Here is a 13,732-nt window from a genome sequence, read left to right as displayed (position 1 = left end):
GCGACTACGAGACCCTCACCGCCAGCTCCGAAGCCATGATCCACATCGCCTCGATCGACAACCTCGCCAGGCGCATAACGGACGAGACCACCCCCACCTGGCGAGGAACGTACTAGGGCATCAAGGGCAATCTGCCTACTTCAAACGCCCTCTTAGATGTCGATCTCGCCGCGCTCATGCATGACGTCGGTCAGGGCATCCATCCGCAGCGCGTCGTCCTCGCTGTGAAGGGCGTACAAGCTCTCTTCCTTGCGCTGGCTGGGAGTAAGGCCTTCGGCGCGGGCGCGGGCTTCGGCATACACGACGTCGTCCGCCGTGCGGCGAAGGGCACCCGGGTCGCTGTAGGCGACGCGGGCGTGGACGAGGGTGAGGTAGCGCTCGGCGATGCGGAGCGCCGCGGCCATCCCCGTGTTGATGTGGACGGTCACGCGGGTGGGGGCGTGCTGGTCGTCGACGGCCGGGTGCTGGTAGTCGCTGGCGGGGACCGGCGTGAAGGCGAGGGTTCGGTGCTGGATGGTCCACCTGTGGACGGGCAGCGTGTACTTGAGCATGAACGGACAGGCTCTTTCTGGGAATTGAATACATGGGTGCGGCGTTCAGCCGCGTTGCGGGCACAGTCGTGGCATGGGGGGCTAGTCAGGCAAGCAGGGGTCCGTCCGAGGGCGCGGTGCGACCTCGCATGCGCCCGCCGGTGATCGCGGATAGGGAGCGGCGGCAGGTGGACCACCAGCAGAGCGAGCAGGGCCGGCTCGGGCACCGGACTGGTTCCTCGAGCTCGGCCTCGATCGGCACAGCGCGCCGGTCTGTGTGCACACCGGCGGCTGCCGGAACGTCGCGAAACGGAGCCGGGGCGTGCCGCGGGAGTCGGCGCTGCGGGTGCAGGCGCTCGGCGGAGGAGTCGCGGCGTGCCCGCCGTGCTGGCCGGACGTCGAGCTGGGATTTACCTGAGGTAGGAATTTGGGATCGGCCGGATTGCGGCCGGGTTGGCGGTGCACACTGGTTCTTCCTGCGTCCCGGGCCGGCCGGAAGGAGCGGCAATGACACCGCCCGTTCCCGAGCACCTCTCGCCGCTGCGGTGGCGCTGGATGATGCTGACCACGCGGCACCGCGCGGTGCGGTTCGTGTACTGGCCCGCCCAGTACCCTGCCGGACACCGCGACCTGCGGGTGTTCGACCGGGACGGCTACGACGTGGGCCGCCTGGTGTGGCGAGTGTGCGATGCCTGCCGCAGTGGCAGCATCAACAAGATCTCCATCGATCCCGACCATCAGCGCCGGGGTCTTGGCCGGCGCATGATCCTTCGTGCTTTGGCCGACGGTCCCGACTACGCCTGGCAGACCACCCACCAGTCCCCCATGGCACGGCAGTTCTTCCCCGCCGTGGAGCAGGAGACCGGCATCGCCCTTGGCGAGTACGCGGGAGTCTGCGCCCACATCTCGGCCTCGCCCCCGCCTCGGGCCTCCCGACCGCAACGCCCCCTGCGGCCCGTGCTGGAACGCAGAGTATGAGGACAGCACGTATCCGCCCCGCGCGAGCCGGCGGCGGGCGAAGGGTGGAGCGGAAGGTGAACAGACAGGACCGGGCGGACGCGGTGGACCAGGAGATGACCATGCGTCTGCTGCCTGACGCGGCTCTGCGGGCGCTGGGCCGCTGGTGGAGTGAGAACGCAGCACGGCTGGCAGACGAGACGCCGGGCGCGCACATAGTCCGCTACTCCCCCGGCCAGTGGGCACACATCACCCCCTGGCCCTCGGCACTGGCGTCGAGGTCCCAGGTCACGGATGCCGGAATCAGCCGGGCGCAGGTGGCATCGGTCGTCGCGGATGCGCTGCGGCGCGAGGCCTACAGGGAGGCGCTGGTCGCCACCTACGTGTGGGGAAAGGGGAAGCGGGGCTCTCGCGGCGGCAGCGGCCCCGCCACCCTCCACAACATCCTGAAGGTCGACGATGTGGACACAAAGCTGTCCAATGCGCTCACCACGTTGCGCGAACGCGGCGCCGAAGCGGCCTACGCGGGGCTGCAGGGCAGCATTCCCGGGTTCGGGCCGTCGTTCTACACCAAGTTCCTGTACTTCGCCGGTAAGACGGTGCCGTCGGCAACCGGCCCCCAGCCCCTCATCCTCGACCGGGTACTGGCCCGACGCCTGCGATCCCTGGCCCAGGCGGTCGGCCGCGAGATGGGCCACGACCCCGACGGCTCGATCGCCAGATGGGTGTGGCGGGACAGGAACTGGTCACCGCACCGCTACGCGGTCTACCTCTCCTTCATGCAGGCGGCCGCCGGCCAAGCAGCGGCAACGCCCACCTGGCCGTCCGGCGCCTCACCCGACCTCCTCGAATACGCCCTGTTCAGCACCTCATGGACGTGAGACTTACGAGCCCCCTACGGGGTGGAGCGTGACGTTGAGGGCCACGATCCGCCCGGCCTGTGATCAGCAGCAAGAGGTACGCCCAGGCTCCCAACAGGCTCACGGCTGGTGTTCTCGAGTTTCGTCTCGCTCTCGCCCTTTTGTGGTGCCGTGTCCGGTGCCGACCGGGACGGTCTACCGTTTCGTGTCATGACGGTCTTGATCATCGGCGGGAGCGGCTTCCTAGGCGCCGAGTTGATCCGGCAGGCGGCCATGGCCGGTCACGTAACGGCCGCGACCTACGCGACCAGGCCCGGCACCGCTTCCCACGCCTCGTGGTACCCACTTGACCTGCGGGATCCAGGACGCGTGGATGCCGTCATGGCCGAAGTCGGCGCGGATCTTGTCGTCAACGCATCGAGCGGCGACGCCGACTGGGCGGTGACGGCGCAGGGGCCCGTCCGGCTGGCGATGGCGGCGGCGAAGTTCGGAAGCCGCCTGGTCCACGTGTCCAGCGACGCGGTGTTCTCCGGCGCCCGAGTCCATTACGACGAGTCGTGCCTGCCTGACCCCGTCACCCCGTACGGGGCGGCGAAGGCGGCAGCCGAGACGGGGATCCTCCTCGTGCATCCGCAGGCCGTCGTCGCCCGCACGTCGCTGATCATCGGCGATGGGGGTTCCGTGCATGAGCGCGTCGTGCATGAACTGGCCGCCGGCACCCGCCAGGGTGTCCTGTTCACCGACGACATCCGCTGCCCGGTGCACGTCGCCGACCTGGCCGCCGCCCTCCTGGAACTGGCGTGCGACGACGCCGCCGGCATCCACCATCTCGCAGGGCCCGACGCCGTAAGCCGCCACGAGCTCGGCACCCTCATCGCCAGACGCGACGGCCTGGATGCCTCCCGGCTGCCCACGGGCCTGCGGGCACACAGCGCACTTCCCGGCGCCCTCGACGTACGCCTCGACAGCCGGGCCACCCAGCAGAAACTACGCACCACGCTGCGGGGGGCCCGCAACTTCTGCACCACACCAGCGTGACCGCCCAGCCTGACGGAGCAAGTTCTGGGGCGTCTGGGTGGAGAACTCGACTGGGTCCAAGGCACCGGAACCCCCAACTGCTCTGCCTGGAAGACTCGTCTGGCATTCACGGCCGAACTCTCGGCCGGCGGCCGACCTGGCTGCAGCCCGCCGCCGTACGGCCCAACTCGTCCAGGTATCGCTCAGCGTGCCAGGACAACGGTGATCGGCTCATCCGCGCAGGTGCTGAGCTGGTCGGACAGTGCGGTTTCTTCGGCGGTGTCCATGCTCAGGCCCCAGCGGGTTTTGTCGGCCACCCAGTCGGTAACGTACTGGCAGCGGTACGCGACGGCTGGCGGCAGCCACGTGGTGGGGTCCTGGTCCGCCTTGGACCGGTTCGAGGCGGCCGACACCGCGATCAGCGCACGGTCGTCGCCGAGGTCGTTGGCGTACGCCTCGCGCTCGGCGGCGGTCCAAGCGGAGGCGCCAGAGTCCCAGGCCTCGGCGAGCGGGACCAGGTGGTCGATGTCCAGACCGGACGGACCGTTGATGTAACGGTCGTGTCGGGTAGCCCCGTCCCCTCGCAGGGACGGGGCCCCCTCAGAACCGGACGTGCAGCTTTCAGCCTGTAGCTACGACCGACCGTGCCCAGGAAACAGTGGCCCGCCCCCCAGGCACTCATGCCATGAGCGATCAGAACGAGACCTGGCGCGGATTCGTGCCCGTGCAGTACCACCAGTTCCAGATCAGCGACGAGGCCGGACCAGCCGGTCCCGACGTGCCCTACACCCACAATGGATTGGTCGAGCTGCAGGACGGTATCACCACCGTCCACACCGGCATCCACACCGGCGACGTAGCCGTCACCATCAGCCTGCACACCGACACGCCCCAGCGCGGAGACGCTGAGTGGGACGAGATCGTGGAAGTGTCCCTGCACTCGGCATCCGGGGACCTCATGGTGCGCGGTCTGATGGACGACCTGGACGAGGAACTGCCAGCCCTCTCTTTCGACGGACCCGGCCACTACCGGCTTCGCATCCACGCCCGCGGCCGCGACACGGCGATCGACCTCGCCCCCGACGAGATCACCGAGTACTACTTCATCGATCACCGAGTACTACTTCATCCAGGCATGGCCAGCGCCCGCCCAGGACGCGCGCGTGCTGCGCCAGACGGACGCCTACGGAGCCTGTGTCCGAACACGCTGAACGCCGACACGGAAGGCGGGCCGGGCGTCTCTGTCATCGACCAGTTCGGCGCCCTTGGCTGCTCGGGTGCTCGCAAGATCATCGCTGTGGTCGGTTCTGCGGCTGCCCGGGACCGGTGGATGTCCCCTGGGGGGAACACAATCATCTGCCGCGGCCCACCTTTTGGGAAGGCAGGCAGGGTCCCAGGCAGCGGGGGCGTCAAGTACGACAGGCTGTACGAGCAGCTGCGTGAAACCGCGCAGGGCAGTGCCATGCGCGCTCGGAGGCAGGCGGGCCGAACCACATGGAGGACTGCTGGTGGCCGCCCGGCCGGCGGTCCTCAAGCGCGCCAAGCGGGTCACTCCCGGTGCGGTGTAGACATCAGGACGGCATGAGGTCCTGTTTAGCGAAGGTGCAGTCACGCCTCCGGCACGCAGGCAAGGTGTGCTGCAGGAACAGGGGGAACTCCTGCTGCTTGCAGAGGAGTTCTTACTTCACAACGATCCATACTTTCTGGGAGCAGTCGTGAGCGAGCCGTCGAGGACACCCGAGCCCTCTTACACCAAGATCCAGCTGAGCGGGCCGCCGGAGGCCGTCGCACGTCTCATCACCGCTCTGGGAGGTACAGGTGAGATCATCTTCGACCACCGGTCCGCGCCCGACACACGGGGGAATGTGGTGTGCACGGCCCAGGTGGTCACCTACGACGGGCCCCAGCCGGTGAAGACGTCGGGGAAGGCCGAGGCCGTCGTGCAGAGCGTGCTCGGCATCGATACCGGCCGCTGGCCCGGGCTGGCCGGGCAGGCGGCCGCCCATCAGCTGGAGGACTCGGCTGCTGCCGCACTGGCCGGGCTGGAGGGGGTCCATGAGGCCCGCAGCCGGCTCGTCACCGTGACACCGACGCCTGCTGACGCCCGCTAACGGTGTCCGCGGACGACGACGGCCTGCCCGACGAAGGACTGTCGCTGTGGCTGACCGACTACCGGATGCACGTCGGTGAGCCGTGGGAGGGGCGCCGCCTGGTCGTGCTGGTCGGCCGGTCTGCCGCCGGGAACCTCGACTTCCATGTCCACCCCGACGGGCAGGCCCTGCGGGTGTGGATGCTCGAGGTGTACCCCGGCTTCCAGCGGAGGGGCCTGGCGAGCGTGCTCATGGACGCCCTGTACGCGGCCTACCCCACCGCGTGGATCAATCACGGCACACGCAGCCGCGACGGTGCCCGCTGGTGGAACGGCTACCGGGAACCCGACCCGCAGCGCAACGTCCACAACCGGCCGCCCGGCGAGTGGGCCGCCTACTTCGACGCGGTGGAGGTGGCCTCCGACAAGGCGCAACTCGTTCACAGGAACAACCGCGACGGCCTCGACGGCCACCGCGATGCCGTCTACCGCTACGGGGAGCGAGGCGAGCAGGAGGCCGACCGCTATCGCTCGCTCTACCGTCCGGTGCGGGCCGCGATGCTGGATCCGGCTGCCCAGCCTCTTCATGGGGCCACGCGGCTCTTTCTGCCGCCCCGTCTACACGCTCACGTCCACGACGAACGCCAGGACGCCGCCTCGCGGGCCGAGGCGCTGCTGGAACATCTCGGCCACGGCAATCTTCCGCGCACCCGGGTCTCCACCGGGAGAAGTGAGGCCCCGTTGGTCGCCCCGCGGGCGGCCACGCGTGCCGCTCGCTCTCAGCAGACGAGGGCCCGGTCCCCTTACGCACCGCCAGGTTCCCCCCGGGCCGGACCGGCGAGTGGTCAGCCGTTCTCCCTTGAGGGGTTGTACCGGAACACGCCCATGCTGGTGCAGGCGTCCGCGGTAATGGGGACTTCGACCGTCGATTCGTCCAGTCTTGCCGGTCCCGGTCGCCGACACATACAGCCCACGCGTACCCGGGTGGTGCAGGTGGCGCACCAGCCGCTCGACGGCCTGCCTTTGGTCAGGCCACAGCGTCCTCTTCCCGGGCCGGCCGGCTGAGGGACAACGACGGTCATCAGGCTTCCTCGGTATGCGGGGGCCGGGGCGGGAAGCGATACGGCCGCTGCCCTGCGGCAGCCGGACGCCGCGCTCAGCCTCCTGCAGCACACGGCATCGACAGGCGAGCGAGGCGCCTGCGGGCTGACTCATCCCGCCACGGCTTGGCAGCAGCGAGCGGGCCTGCCTGGGGTACCCTGGGTACCTGAGCTAGCACGTGTGGCCTGCAATGATTGAGCCCCGGGTACCCCAGCGGTACCCTGAGGTCATGGCAGCACTCAACGTGGAATTCTCCGATGCGGAGCTCGAAGACCTCCGGGCGGTCGCCCGGGAGCATGGCATGCCGATGAAGGCGTTCGTGAAGGCCTCCACCGCTGACGCCATCGCCCACCACCGGGCCCTAAGGAGCGCCGCGCAGGAGTTTCAGCGGGTCTTCGCTGACCCCGCGCTGGCCGACGCCATCGCCGCTGCAGGCATCGATGACGGCCCCGTAGCGGGCACCACGGGCAGGGCCGCCTGAATCCATGGCACCTGCCGTCCACATCGACGTGCGCTGGCTTCTCGAGCAGCACGAGACCGCTCTCCCCGACCGGCCCCACATCAACGACTACTCCGCCCTCGTCGCAGCTGTGGCGCGGCACCGAGTCGATCCGCCGCGCCTCGGCGTCGATCCGGACGCTTCCTGGCGCGCGGCCGCGTTGCTGCACACCCTGCTCCTCCTGCGGCCGCTGCCGTCCCTCAACGTCCGCTACGCGTGCGCCGTCACCATCGCCTACATGCATGCCAGCGGCGAAGGTCTTGACTCCCCGTACGGGGAACTCGTCGAACTGTGCAAGGACCTCATCGCTGGCAAGGACACCGTTTTCGGTGCCGCCGACAGGATCCGCTCCTGGCGCATCTGACAGCACGCACCGGCGCGGCCGCGATCGGTGGGCGTGCCTGCCCGATGTCCCGTGCCGCTTCCAGCGGGCGCTCTGTACGGACCAGGCTTCCGGCTGAAGAAGTGGGTGGGGGCCCAGCCTCAACCGGCCCCGGCCCTGCAGGGCCAGGCATGACGCCTTGCGCATCGGCCATGGCCGGCCTGCGGCCCTTCGCCGCGGCCGTTGATGGCGGTCCCGCGCGGCGTGCGATCGGAGCGCGGGACCGCCGCCCCGGTTGTCCTGTCAGAGCCGGGAACTGAAACCGTACGGAATCGCATCATTATTCGCACGTACATCGGCGCGTGAGCGCGGCTTGTCCGTGCCTGATGGTCTACGAAACGAGCAGGGTTGCCCTCAGGGAGTGTCCTCGGTCCATAGGGCTGCCGTGCGATCGACGGCCCGTCGGTGGTGGCGGCCGAGCACGGTTGCTGTGCGCTGCGCGTCGATCCCGCTGACCGACCCGCCATAGCCAATGCCGTACTGGGCACTGCCTCCAGGTAGCCGCCGATGGTCTGGGAGGGATCGCGGCGTATGGCTTGCTCACCAGGCTGGGGACCAGGCGGCGATGCCAGCGGGTGGGCCATCGCCGCCTCCCGCGATTTGGAACACGATCAGCGGTTGCGTCCCTGCCCCTGGTCTTCGGAACCCTGCCGAGCCATGCGCGCCAGCATGCAGCAGGCATAGTTGTGATCTGGCCGGTCGGATCACACCCGCCAAAGTGATGTGCAACGGCGCCGACTTGGGCGCCAGCCGTTCCAGAGTGGTCCGTGGGCTCAGCACCCAGAGACAGCGCGGACGCGTCCTTGCAGCAGGGAGCAGTGGTGAGTGCAGAGTTTTCCTCCTCTACAGGTCCGGCCTTCACCCGTGTACGGATGACTGGACCGGCATCGGAGGTCGCCCGGCTGGTTGCGGTGCTCAGCGGCAGCGCCGAGGTCATTTTCGACTCTTCGTCGGATCCCGGTGCCGCGGGCGAAGTCGAGCGCGAGGTACAGCTGGTGACGCATGCCGAGCCCCGGCCTGTCTCCGAGGCCGGCGTATCGGTCACCGTGCAGAGTGTGCTCGAAGCCGAAGGAGGCGCCTTCTCGGGCCTTCCTCACCGCACAGCGGTCCAGGAGGTAGAGCAGACGGTCACCGAGACTCTGCTGGGACTGCCGCAGGTCCGTCAGGCAAACAGCAGGGTGGTCGCAGCGTGGGGCCTGCCCTCGCCGAGGCAGTAGCCGGCTATGGCGGGGCAGAGACACAGCTGGACGCGGCAGGCGGTCGCTGTGGATGACCGGCTGGAAGATCGGCAGCGGAGGCTGGGCGGGCCGGCGCATCATGGCGCTGGTAGGGGCAGAGCACGCCGGACACCTCGACTTCTTCGTCCACCCCGACGGACAGGCTCTCGAGGTCTCAGATCTCCTGGTCGTCCCCGCCTACCGTGGGCGGAAGTTGGCCTCTGTGATGATGGATGCGCTGTACGCCGCCTGCCCAACCGCCTGGATCAACCACGGCATGCGAACCGCGGGGGGAACCCTGTGGTGGAACGGCTACAGCGAGCCCGCGCCGGAGCGGAACATACACAACCGCCCGCCAGCCGAGTGGGCCGCGTACTTCGACTCGATCGTGGTCGCAGCCCAGAAGAGCAGCAATGCCTACCGGAACCGCTATCAGGGCGTGGACGGCCATCGGGAGAACGTGTACCGGTACGGCGAGTCCATGGAAGACGAAGCCCGGCAGTACGCCGCTTTGTACCGTGAGCCGACCCTCCACGGGCCTGACCCTGGACGCGACGAGCTATACGGGGGGATGCGGGTGATGCTTCCCCCCAGACTGCATTCCGTCGTCCACGACAACAGCCGCGATGCCACCGAGCGGGCCGGGCTCATCCTCGACCACATCGGCTACGGAAGCCTGCCGCACGGCTCCGCCTGGAACACCACGGAACACGCCGCCTACGAAGACCTTCACCAGGAGCAGGTCTTCGCCGCGGCGCGCCAGGAGGCAACCACGCACGTGACCTTCCGAATCCAGCCTCTCCACGGCCAGGAGCCGCTTTGGCACAGCATGCCCACGTGGTTGGGCTTCCCCAACTCGCCTGGCATCGAAGTCAAGTTGGCCGAGCTGTCCTGGCGGTCCCCCCAGCGGCCCGGAATCACCCACCGCGCCGCCTTCGACCCACTGGTGGACGCCGCCATCGCGCCCACGGCGTCGCAGACAAACATCAGCCTCGGGTACCTGGCCCGCTACAGCGAAATCGGCGACCTGCTCCCGGGGCAGAAGGCACACCGCGAGGAGGCTCCCTCACCGTATGTAGGGCGCGGGGCGGAGATCATCGCCATGGCGAACCGGCTCCTGGAGGGCATCGCGCAGCGGGCGGCCGGCCAGTCGGCCGCGGGACAGCCGTCGCCTGCCGAACAGCAGCGGCAGGGCACACCACCATGATTCTCAGCAGCAGGCACCGCGCATCCGGTAGGAGCGAGGCCTGGGCGTTCAGGCGGCGTTGTCGTGCGGGCGGACACACACGCGCACCGGCACCTGCTGGCGAGCGTTCGAGACCGTCGCTCTCAACCGGCCTGTGGCTGCTCGCTGTCGCGGCGGGCGTCGTCCAGAACCTTCCACCACGAGGTGACGTCCGGCCTGCGGCGCAGCAGTGCTCTACGCTCGCGCTCGGTCATACCGCCCCACACGCCGAACTCAAGTCTGTTGTCGAGGGCTTCGGCCAAGCACTCGGTGCGCACCTGGCACCCTGTACAGACCGCCTTGGCCTGCTTCTGACGTGGGTTGCCGTCCACGAACAGCTCATCCGGTTCGGAGCTTCGGCAGGCGGCGTCCTCACTCCAGTGGCCCCGCGCACTCGGCATGGCTTCCCTCCCCTGTCGCAACCAGCGACAGCATTCACCTTATTGCGCTGGTCAGGACGGGTGTGCCCGGCCGTGAAGCGCGTATGCACCACTCTCGCGGCTTGCGGTTCTCCGCGAGCCGCCAGGCAGTACGCCGTTCGGCCAGGCGGGACGCGGCTGAGGGCAGCGGCAGTTGCTGTGCCACGGTGTGAAACGCGCGGGACGCAAGCCGCACCGCAGAGCACGCGGTCGTGGCCGGGGAGGATCGCGGGACATAGAGCCTCAGGCAGCTCACTGCCGAAGTGTTCACCCCATGCCCCACGGGGGATCCCTGAGCGGTCCCGCTCGGGTGGTGATTGTGCTGGACAGCACCTACCCCTGTGTACAGATGGGTAGCATCCGGCAGCATCATCCGAGGCACAAGGAGCATGCCGTCGTGGCCAGTGATTCCGAGAACACCACCCCCATCCAGAGCGTGTGGGCGCAGCGATGCGCAGGAGACCTCGCGGCAAACCGCGGAAAGCAAGGTGAGATCGCCGCCCAGATCACCGACCTGCAGCGGCAGCTCGAAGAGCTTCAGCAGGAGGAGAGGTGGTTGGTCAAATGGCAGGCGTCGCTGCCGCTTCCCCCTGTCGCTGGTGACGTCGAAGACGACGCCGTCGATGTGCAGTCTCAGAGCAAGGGCGGACTGCGGGCAGGCGAGAGCGAGAACAGCGCCGCGGTCGAAGCTGTTGGCGCGAACGAGGCCTCGGCCGTTCCCCCGCCCCGGCAGGAAGACCACAGCGAGCCGGCCCAGTCCAAGTCCTCCGCACGGAAGAAGGCGCCCGCCAAGAAGACGGCTGCGAAGAAAGCCACCACGAAGAAGACGGCTGCCATGAAGCCGACTGCGGAGAAGAAGGGCACATCAGCCCCGGAGGCCGGCAAGCCGAAACAGCCGGGCCTGCAGCAGTTGGTCCTGGGAATCCTGCTGAAAACTCCTGGAGAGCCGCACCTGGCCCGCGAGGTCTATGACGACCTCGCGAAGGAACATCCGGACCGGGCCACGTCCGTACAGTCCGTGCGCAACACCCTGGAGACCCTCGTCACGAAGGACACCATCGCCAAGACCAACCAGCAGGGCTCAGCGATGTACACCGCCCATGGGGACAGCGCGCGCAGCCTCAAGCGGTGAGGCCGCGCAGGCGGGCGAGAAGGTTCCGGCTCAGGTGTAGACGGGGGCCGGCGGGCGCCCGGCCCCCGTCTCCTGCTGCTGCCGGTAGCGGTCCAGTGGCGGCGTTCATCGGTCGGACGGCCGCAAGGGGTTCGGGCCCTGTTCCGGCGGATGGTCACTGGGTGTCGGGTGTGCGTCATGGTGGCGCCGGCGTGAGCCGGCCCAGACGGCGCCGCCTCCGGCGGCCACTGGTCAGGAAGGGGCGGTGCGGGCCCAGATACGGCGGCGCCCGCCCGGGATGGGATGAGGGGCCCGGGCGGGCGCTTGGGTAGGAGCTGCCGTGCCGCTACGGACGCGCCGCGGCCGAGGCGAGCGGACGCGCGGCGAGGTCCTCGCCGGGACGGGCGCACGGCCGGGCGGACACGAACGGGCGGATGACGGACAGCGGTCGGGAGGTGGACGGGCGCTGGTTCATCGAAGGCTCCTCGAAGAAGGTGAATCGGTCGAACAGGGGTGATCCCAGCAGCAGCGGCCCAGGATCACCAGGGGCAAAAGCGGGCAAAATTCACTTATCCTTTGCGATGGGAAAGGAGTTGGTGCAGCGGTCTGGGGCACGGGACAAATCCGCACCCACGCCGTGGGCCCGGTCCGTCAGGCGAACCGTTCAGCAGCGCAGAGAACCGCCACTCCCGGTCTGGCACCGAGCGCCGGCAGCCGCCGCGCTGCGTCAGCGCACCGTCCGCTCCGTGCCGGCCACATACGCGTGTGCGCGTCTTCGGTGGCTCGCTGGCTCCTGCCTGGAAGGAAACGGGTGAGGGGAGTACCCCCTGCTCCACCTGCGGTGCCTTGGTCTCGGTTACCGAGTGGCAGTGGGAGCCCAATTTCGCGGTGGGCGCCCTCGCCTTCGACTTCTGGGGGTGGCCGCCGCTCTCCGCCAGCTTCTGTGCCACGTTCCGCCAGCAGTTGGGGCACCAGACGGTGGAGCATCTGGGCAAGTTCTGACGGGAACCCTCAACTGGCTTTGTTCACGAGAACAGGTTCTGGCGCAGGTTCTGTGGAGCGATCACGCAGGGTTGTGATGACCAGTGTGGGTAAGCGTGTCGCGCAGTTGGTGAATTCCCTCTCGCCAGGGGCCGCTGCGGTCTGCCTCACCCCAAAGCTCCAGCAGTTCAGAGGGCTTGGTGACCGCTCGGTCGAGTGCCCGGATCGCAAGATCCCGGAGATCGGGCGAGAGCTGCGGCAAGGGATGCTTTGGACCGTAGGCCGTGGTGATGGGCTCACCTCCCGGGCATTGGGCGGCAACCAGGGCAGCGGCCGCAATAGCCTCAGCCGCGATGTCGCTGTCCAGATAGCCCTGGGTGTTGATTGCCAGGAGGAGGGCGTGGCGCAGGATGCTCTCTCGCTCGGCTTCAGTGGCCTCGTCCAGTGTGTGAGCGAAGTCTGCGGCCGTGTCGTTGTCGAAGTGGCCGGTGTCCCAGGTGCCCATAATGTCTCCTGATTGATCGGGTGTCTGGGCATCGTGTCAAAGGGCACTGACACGCTTATCGAGCAAGGAGAACTCGCTTCCGGAGGAGGGCGAAGCCCGCGCGGCCGAACACCTGGCGTTTGAGCATCTTGATCCGGTTGACGTGTCCTTCGACGGCGCCCGAGTTCCAGGGCAGGGTCAGGCCAGCAATGACAGCGTCGTGGTCGCGGTCAATGCCCGCTGCAAGCGTGTGCAGGCTGGGCAGGTTGTCCCGTCGGACGGCGTCGAGCCAGTCCGGCAGGCACTCACCCTGGCGTTCGGTGAGCATGGTCGCGAAGGAGCGGACATGGCGAGTGAGGGCGTCCAGTTCGGGGCAGTGGGCCCGGACGGTCTTCAGCTGCAGTTCTTCAGCCTCGGTGAGGGTTTCCGGGCGGCGGAGGATCCATCCGGCGACAGCGCGGGGCGAAGGCGGCCGTGCCGTTACGGGCCGCGGTGAGGTGCACTTCTTGTGCAGGTAGGCGCGAACGCGCTGGTAGCTGCCCTTGTAACCGAGCGGGACGATCTCCTTCCAGAGCTTCCAGGCGTTGGTGCAGCCCTCGCTCCAGCGGTCGTCGAGGTAGGTCTTGTACAGGTCCAGGACGGAAGACCGGTTCTGCCACTGACCGGTGAAGAGGTCTTCGGGCTTGGCGGCGTCGGCGTACTTCTTGACAGTGCGGCTGGTCATGCGGAGCTGCCGCTGGATCGCGCGGCGGCTGTGTCCAGCTTCTAGTGCCGCATCAGGCAACGTTCGCCCTGTTCACGACTTCGCGTAGGCGTTTGTCTGCGGCGTGCTTGTTCCGCCAGATGATGTAGCGGCGGAT

The 13,732-nt window shown here is 68.4% G+C and carries 17 protein-coding genes and 4 pseudogenes; 14 read left to right on the top strand and 7 right to left on the bottom strand.

Annotated elements, in window-relative coordinates:
- Positions 1–116: pseudogene (locus tag AB0A61_RS40390) on the top strand (IS5/IS1182 family transposase); the annotation flags it as partial.
- 36 nt (positions 117–152) lie between these two features.
- On the opposite strand, the gene AB0A61_RS40385 reads toward AB0A61_RS40390, so the two are convergent.
- Positions 153–551 (bottom strand): hypothetical protein, encoded by a 399-nt coding sequence (locus AB0A61_RS40385; protein ID WP_361304440.1) that lies wholly within the window; start codon positions 549–551, stop codon positions 153–155.
- A 223-nt stretch (positions 552–774) separates the two neighbouring features.
- On the opposite strand from AB0A61_RS40385, the pseudogene AB0A61_RS40380 reads away from it, so the two are divergent.
- The 4 genes and pseudogenes from AB0A61_RS40380 to AB0A61_RS40365 form a co-directional block, all read left to right on the top strand.
- A pseudogene (locus tag AB0A61_RS40380) lies at positions 775–948 on the top strand (DUF6233 domain-containing protein); the annotation flags it as partial.
- A gap of 89 nt (positions 949–1,037) precedes the next feature.
- A complete protein-coding gene (locus AB0A61_RS40375; protein WP_361304437.1) occupies positions 1,038–1,508 on the top strand; it encodes a GNAT family N-acetyltransferase in 471 nt (156 codons plus the stop codon).
- A 56-nt stretch (positions 1,509–1,564) separates the two neighbouring features.
- Positions 1,565–2,368, top strand: coding sequence for a hypothetical protein (locus AB0A61_RS40370; RefSeq protein WP_361304434.1), 804 nt, complete (start codon positions 1,565–1,567; stop codon positions 2,366–2,368).
- A 189-nt stretch (positions 2,369–2,557) separates the two neighbouring features.
- On the top strand, positions 2,558–3,385 hold the full coding sequence (locus tag AB0A61_RS40365) for a sugar nucleotide-binding protein (protein ID WP_361304431.1): 828 nt from the start codon (positions 2,558–2,560) through the stop codon (positions 3,383–3,385).
- A gap of 182 nt (positions 3,386–3,567) precedes the next feature.
- On the opposite strand, the pseudogene AB0A61_RS40360 reads toward AB0A61_RS40365, so the two are convergent.
- Positions 3,568–3,915, bottom strand: a pseudogene (locus AB0A61_RS40360) (HNH endonuclease family protein); the annotation flags it as partial.
- Between the two features lie 173 nt (positions 3,916–4,088).
- Here AB0A61_RS40360 and AB0A61_RS40355 point away from each other — a divergent pair.
- From AB0A61_RS40355 to AB0A61_RS40325, 7 genes are all read left to right on the top strand, one after another.
- Positions 4,089–4,949: a hypothetical protein gene (locus tag AB0A61_RS40355; RefSeq protein WP_361304428.1), complete on the top strand. Its 861-nt coding sequence runs from the start codon at positions 4,089–4,091 to the stop codon at positions 4,947–4,949.
- Between the two features lie 130 nt (positions 4,950–5,079).
- On the top strand, positions 5,080–5,475 hold the full coding sequence (locus tag AB0A61_RS40350; RefSeq protein WP_361304425.1) for a hypothetical protein: 396 nt from the start codon (positions 5,080–5,082) through the stop codon (positions 5,473–5,475).
- A 2-nt stretch (positions 5,476–5,477) separates the two neighbouring features.
- Positions 5,478–6,518 (top strand): hypothetical protein, encoded by a 1,041-nt coding sequence (locus AB0A61_RS40345; protein WP_361304422.1) that lies wholly within the window; start codon positions 5,478–5,480, stop codon positions 6,516–6,518.
- Positions 6,519–6,783: 265 nt separating this feature from the next.
- Positions 6,784–7,035, top strand: coding sequence for a hypothetical protein (locus AB0A61_RS40340; protein ID WP_361304419.1), 252 nt, complete (start codon positions 6,784–6,786; stop codon positions 7,033–7,035).
- A gap of 4 nt (positions 7,036–7,039) precedes the next feature.
- Complete coding sequence (locus tag AB0A61_RS40335; RefSeq protein WP_361304416.1) at positions 7,040–7,417, top strand: toxin Doc; 378 nt, start codon at positions 7,040–7,042, stop codon at positions 7,415–7,417.
- A gap of 836 nt (positions 7,418–8,253) precedes the next feature.
- A complete protein-coding gene (locus tag AB0A61_RS40330) occupies positions 8,254–8,652 on the top strand; it encodes a hypothetical protein (RefSeq protein ID WP_361304413.1) in 399 nt (132 codons plus the stop codon).
- A gap of 52 nt (positions 8,653–8,704) precedes the next feature.
- Positions 8,705–9,859 (top strand): hypothetical protein, encoded by a 1,155-nt coding sequence (locus AB0A61_RS40325; protein ID WP_361304410.1) that lies wholly within the window; start codon positions 8,705–8,707, stop codon positions 9,857–9,859.
- Between the two features lie 122 nt (positions 9,860–9,981).
- On the opposite strand, the gene AB0A61_RS40320 is transcribed toward AB0A61_RS40325, so the two are convergent.
- A complete protein-coding gene (locus tag AB0A61_RS40320) occupies positions 9,982–10,278 on the bottom strand; it encodes a WhiB family transcriptional regulator (RefSeq protein ID WP_361304407.1) in 297 nt (98 codons plus the stop codon).
- Positions 10,279–10,693: 415 nt separating this feature from the next.
- Between AB0A61_RS40320 and AB0A61_RS40315 the strand changes: the two genes are divergently transcribed.
- Positions 10,694–11,428, top strand: coding sequence for a hypothetical protein (locus AB0A61_RS40315; RefSeq protein WP_361304404.1), 735 nt, complete (start codon positions 10,694–10,696; stop codon positions 11,426–11,428).
- A 325-nt stretch (positions 11,429–11,753) separates the two neighbouring features.
- Here AB0A61_RS40315 and AB0A61_RS40310 read toward each other — a convergent pair whose 3' ends face one another.
- Entirely contained in the window at positions 11,754–11,882 is a 129-nt protein-coding gene (locus tag AB0A61_RS40310) for a hypothetical protein (RefSeq protein ID WP_361304401.1), read from the bottom strand.
- 371 nt (positions 11,883–12,253) lie between these two features.
- On the opposite strand from AB0A61_RS40310, the gene AB0A61_RS40305 reads away from it, so the two are divergent.
- Positions 12,254–12,409, top strand: a complete 156-nt coding sequence (locus AB0A61_RS40305) for a hypothetical protein (protein WP_361304398.1) — start codon at positions 12,254–12,256, stop codon at positions 12,407–12,409.
- 61 nt (positions 12,410–12,470) lie between these two features.
- Here AB0A61_RS40305 and AB0A61_RS40300 read toward each other — a convergent pair whose 3' ends face one another.
- The 3 genes and pseudogenes from AB0A61_RS40300 to AB0A61_RS40290 all read right to left on the bottom strand — a co-directional run.
- Entirely contained in the window at positions 12,471–12,893 is a 423-nt protein-coding gene (locus tag AB0A61_RS40300; RefSeq protein ID WP_361304395.1) for a DUF4259 domain-containing protein, read from the bottom strand.
- Positions 12,894–12,948: 55 nt separating this feature from the next.
- Positions 12,949–13,596 carry a transposase gene (locus tag AB0A61_RS40295; RefSeq protein ID WP_361304392.1) on the bottom strand — a complete coding sequence of 216 codons (648 nt, stop codon included), beginning with the start codon at positions 13,594–13,596 and terminating at the stop codon, positions 12,949–12,951.
- 52 nt (positions 13,597–13,648) lie between these two features.
- Positions 13,649–13,732 (bottom strand): annotated as a pseudogene (locus tag AB0A61_RS40290) (transposase); the annotation flags it as partial.

It is taken from the genome of Streptomyces sp. NPDC046197, from assembly GCF_040646295.1.
Classification (GTDB): Bacteria; Actinomycetota; Actinomycetes; order Streptomycetales; family Streptomycetaceae; genus Streptomyces.
Note: the sequence above shows the minus strand (reverse complement) of the source record. Positions and strands in the feature narration are given on the sequence as shown.

Coding starts and splice junctions, on each gene's coding strand:
- AB0A61_RS40385 (WP_361304440.1), bottom strand. CDS start 551: ATGCTCAAGTACACGCTGCCCGTCCACAGGTGGACCATCCAGCACCGA.
- AB0A61_RS40375 (WP_361304437.1), top strand. CDS start 1,038: ATGACACCGCCCGTTCCCGAGCACCTCTCGCCGCTGCGGTGGCGCTGG.
- AB0A61_RS40365 (WP_361304431.1), top strand. CDS start 2,558: ATGACGGTCTTGATCATCGGCGGGAGCGGCTTCCTAGGCGCCGAGTTG.
- AB0A61_RS40340 (WP_361304419.1), top strand. CDS start 6,784: ATGGCAGCACTCAACGTGGAATTCTCCGATGCGGAGCTCGAAGACCTC.
- AB0A61_RS40335 (WP_361304416.1), top strand. CDS start 7,040: ATGGCACCTGCCGTCCACATCGACGTGCGCTGGCTTCTCGAGCAGCAC.
- AB0A61_RS40325 (WP_361304410.1), top strand. CDS start 8,705: ATGACCGGCTGGAAGATCGGCAGCGGAGGCTGGGCGGGCCGGCGCATC.
- AB0A61_RS40320 (WP_361304407.1), bottom strand. CDS start 10,278: ATGCCGAGTGCGCGGGGCCACTGGAGTGAGGACGCCGCCTGCCGAAGC.
- AB0A61_RS40310 (WP_361304401.1), bottom strand. CDS start 11,882: ATGAACCAGCGCCCGTCCACCTCCCGACCGCTGTCCGTCATCCGCCCG.
- AB0A61_RS40300 (WP_361304395.1), bottom strand. CDS start 12,893: ATGGGCACCTGGGACACCGGCCACTTCGACAACGACACGGCCGCAGAC.
- AB0A61_RS40295 (WP_361304392.1), bottom strand. CDS start 13,596: ATGACCAGCCGCACTGTCAAGAAGTACGCCGACGCCGCCAAGCCCGAA.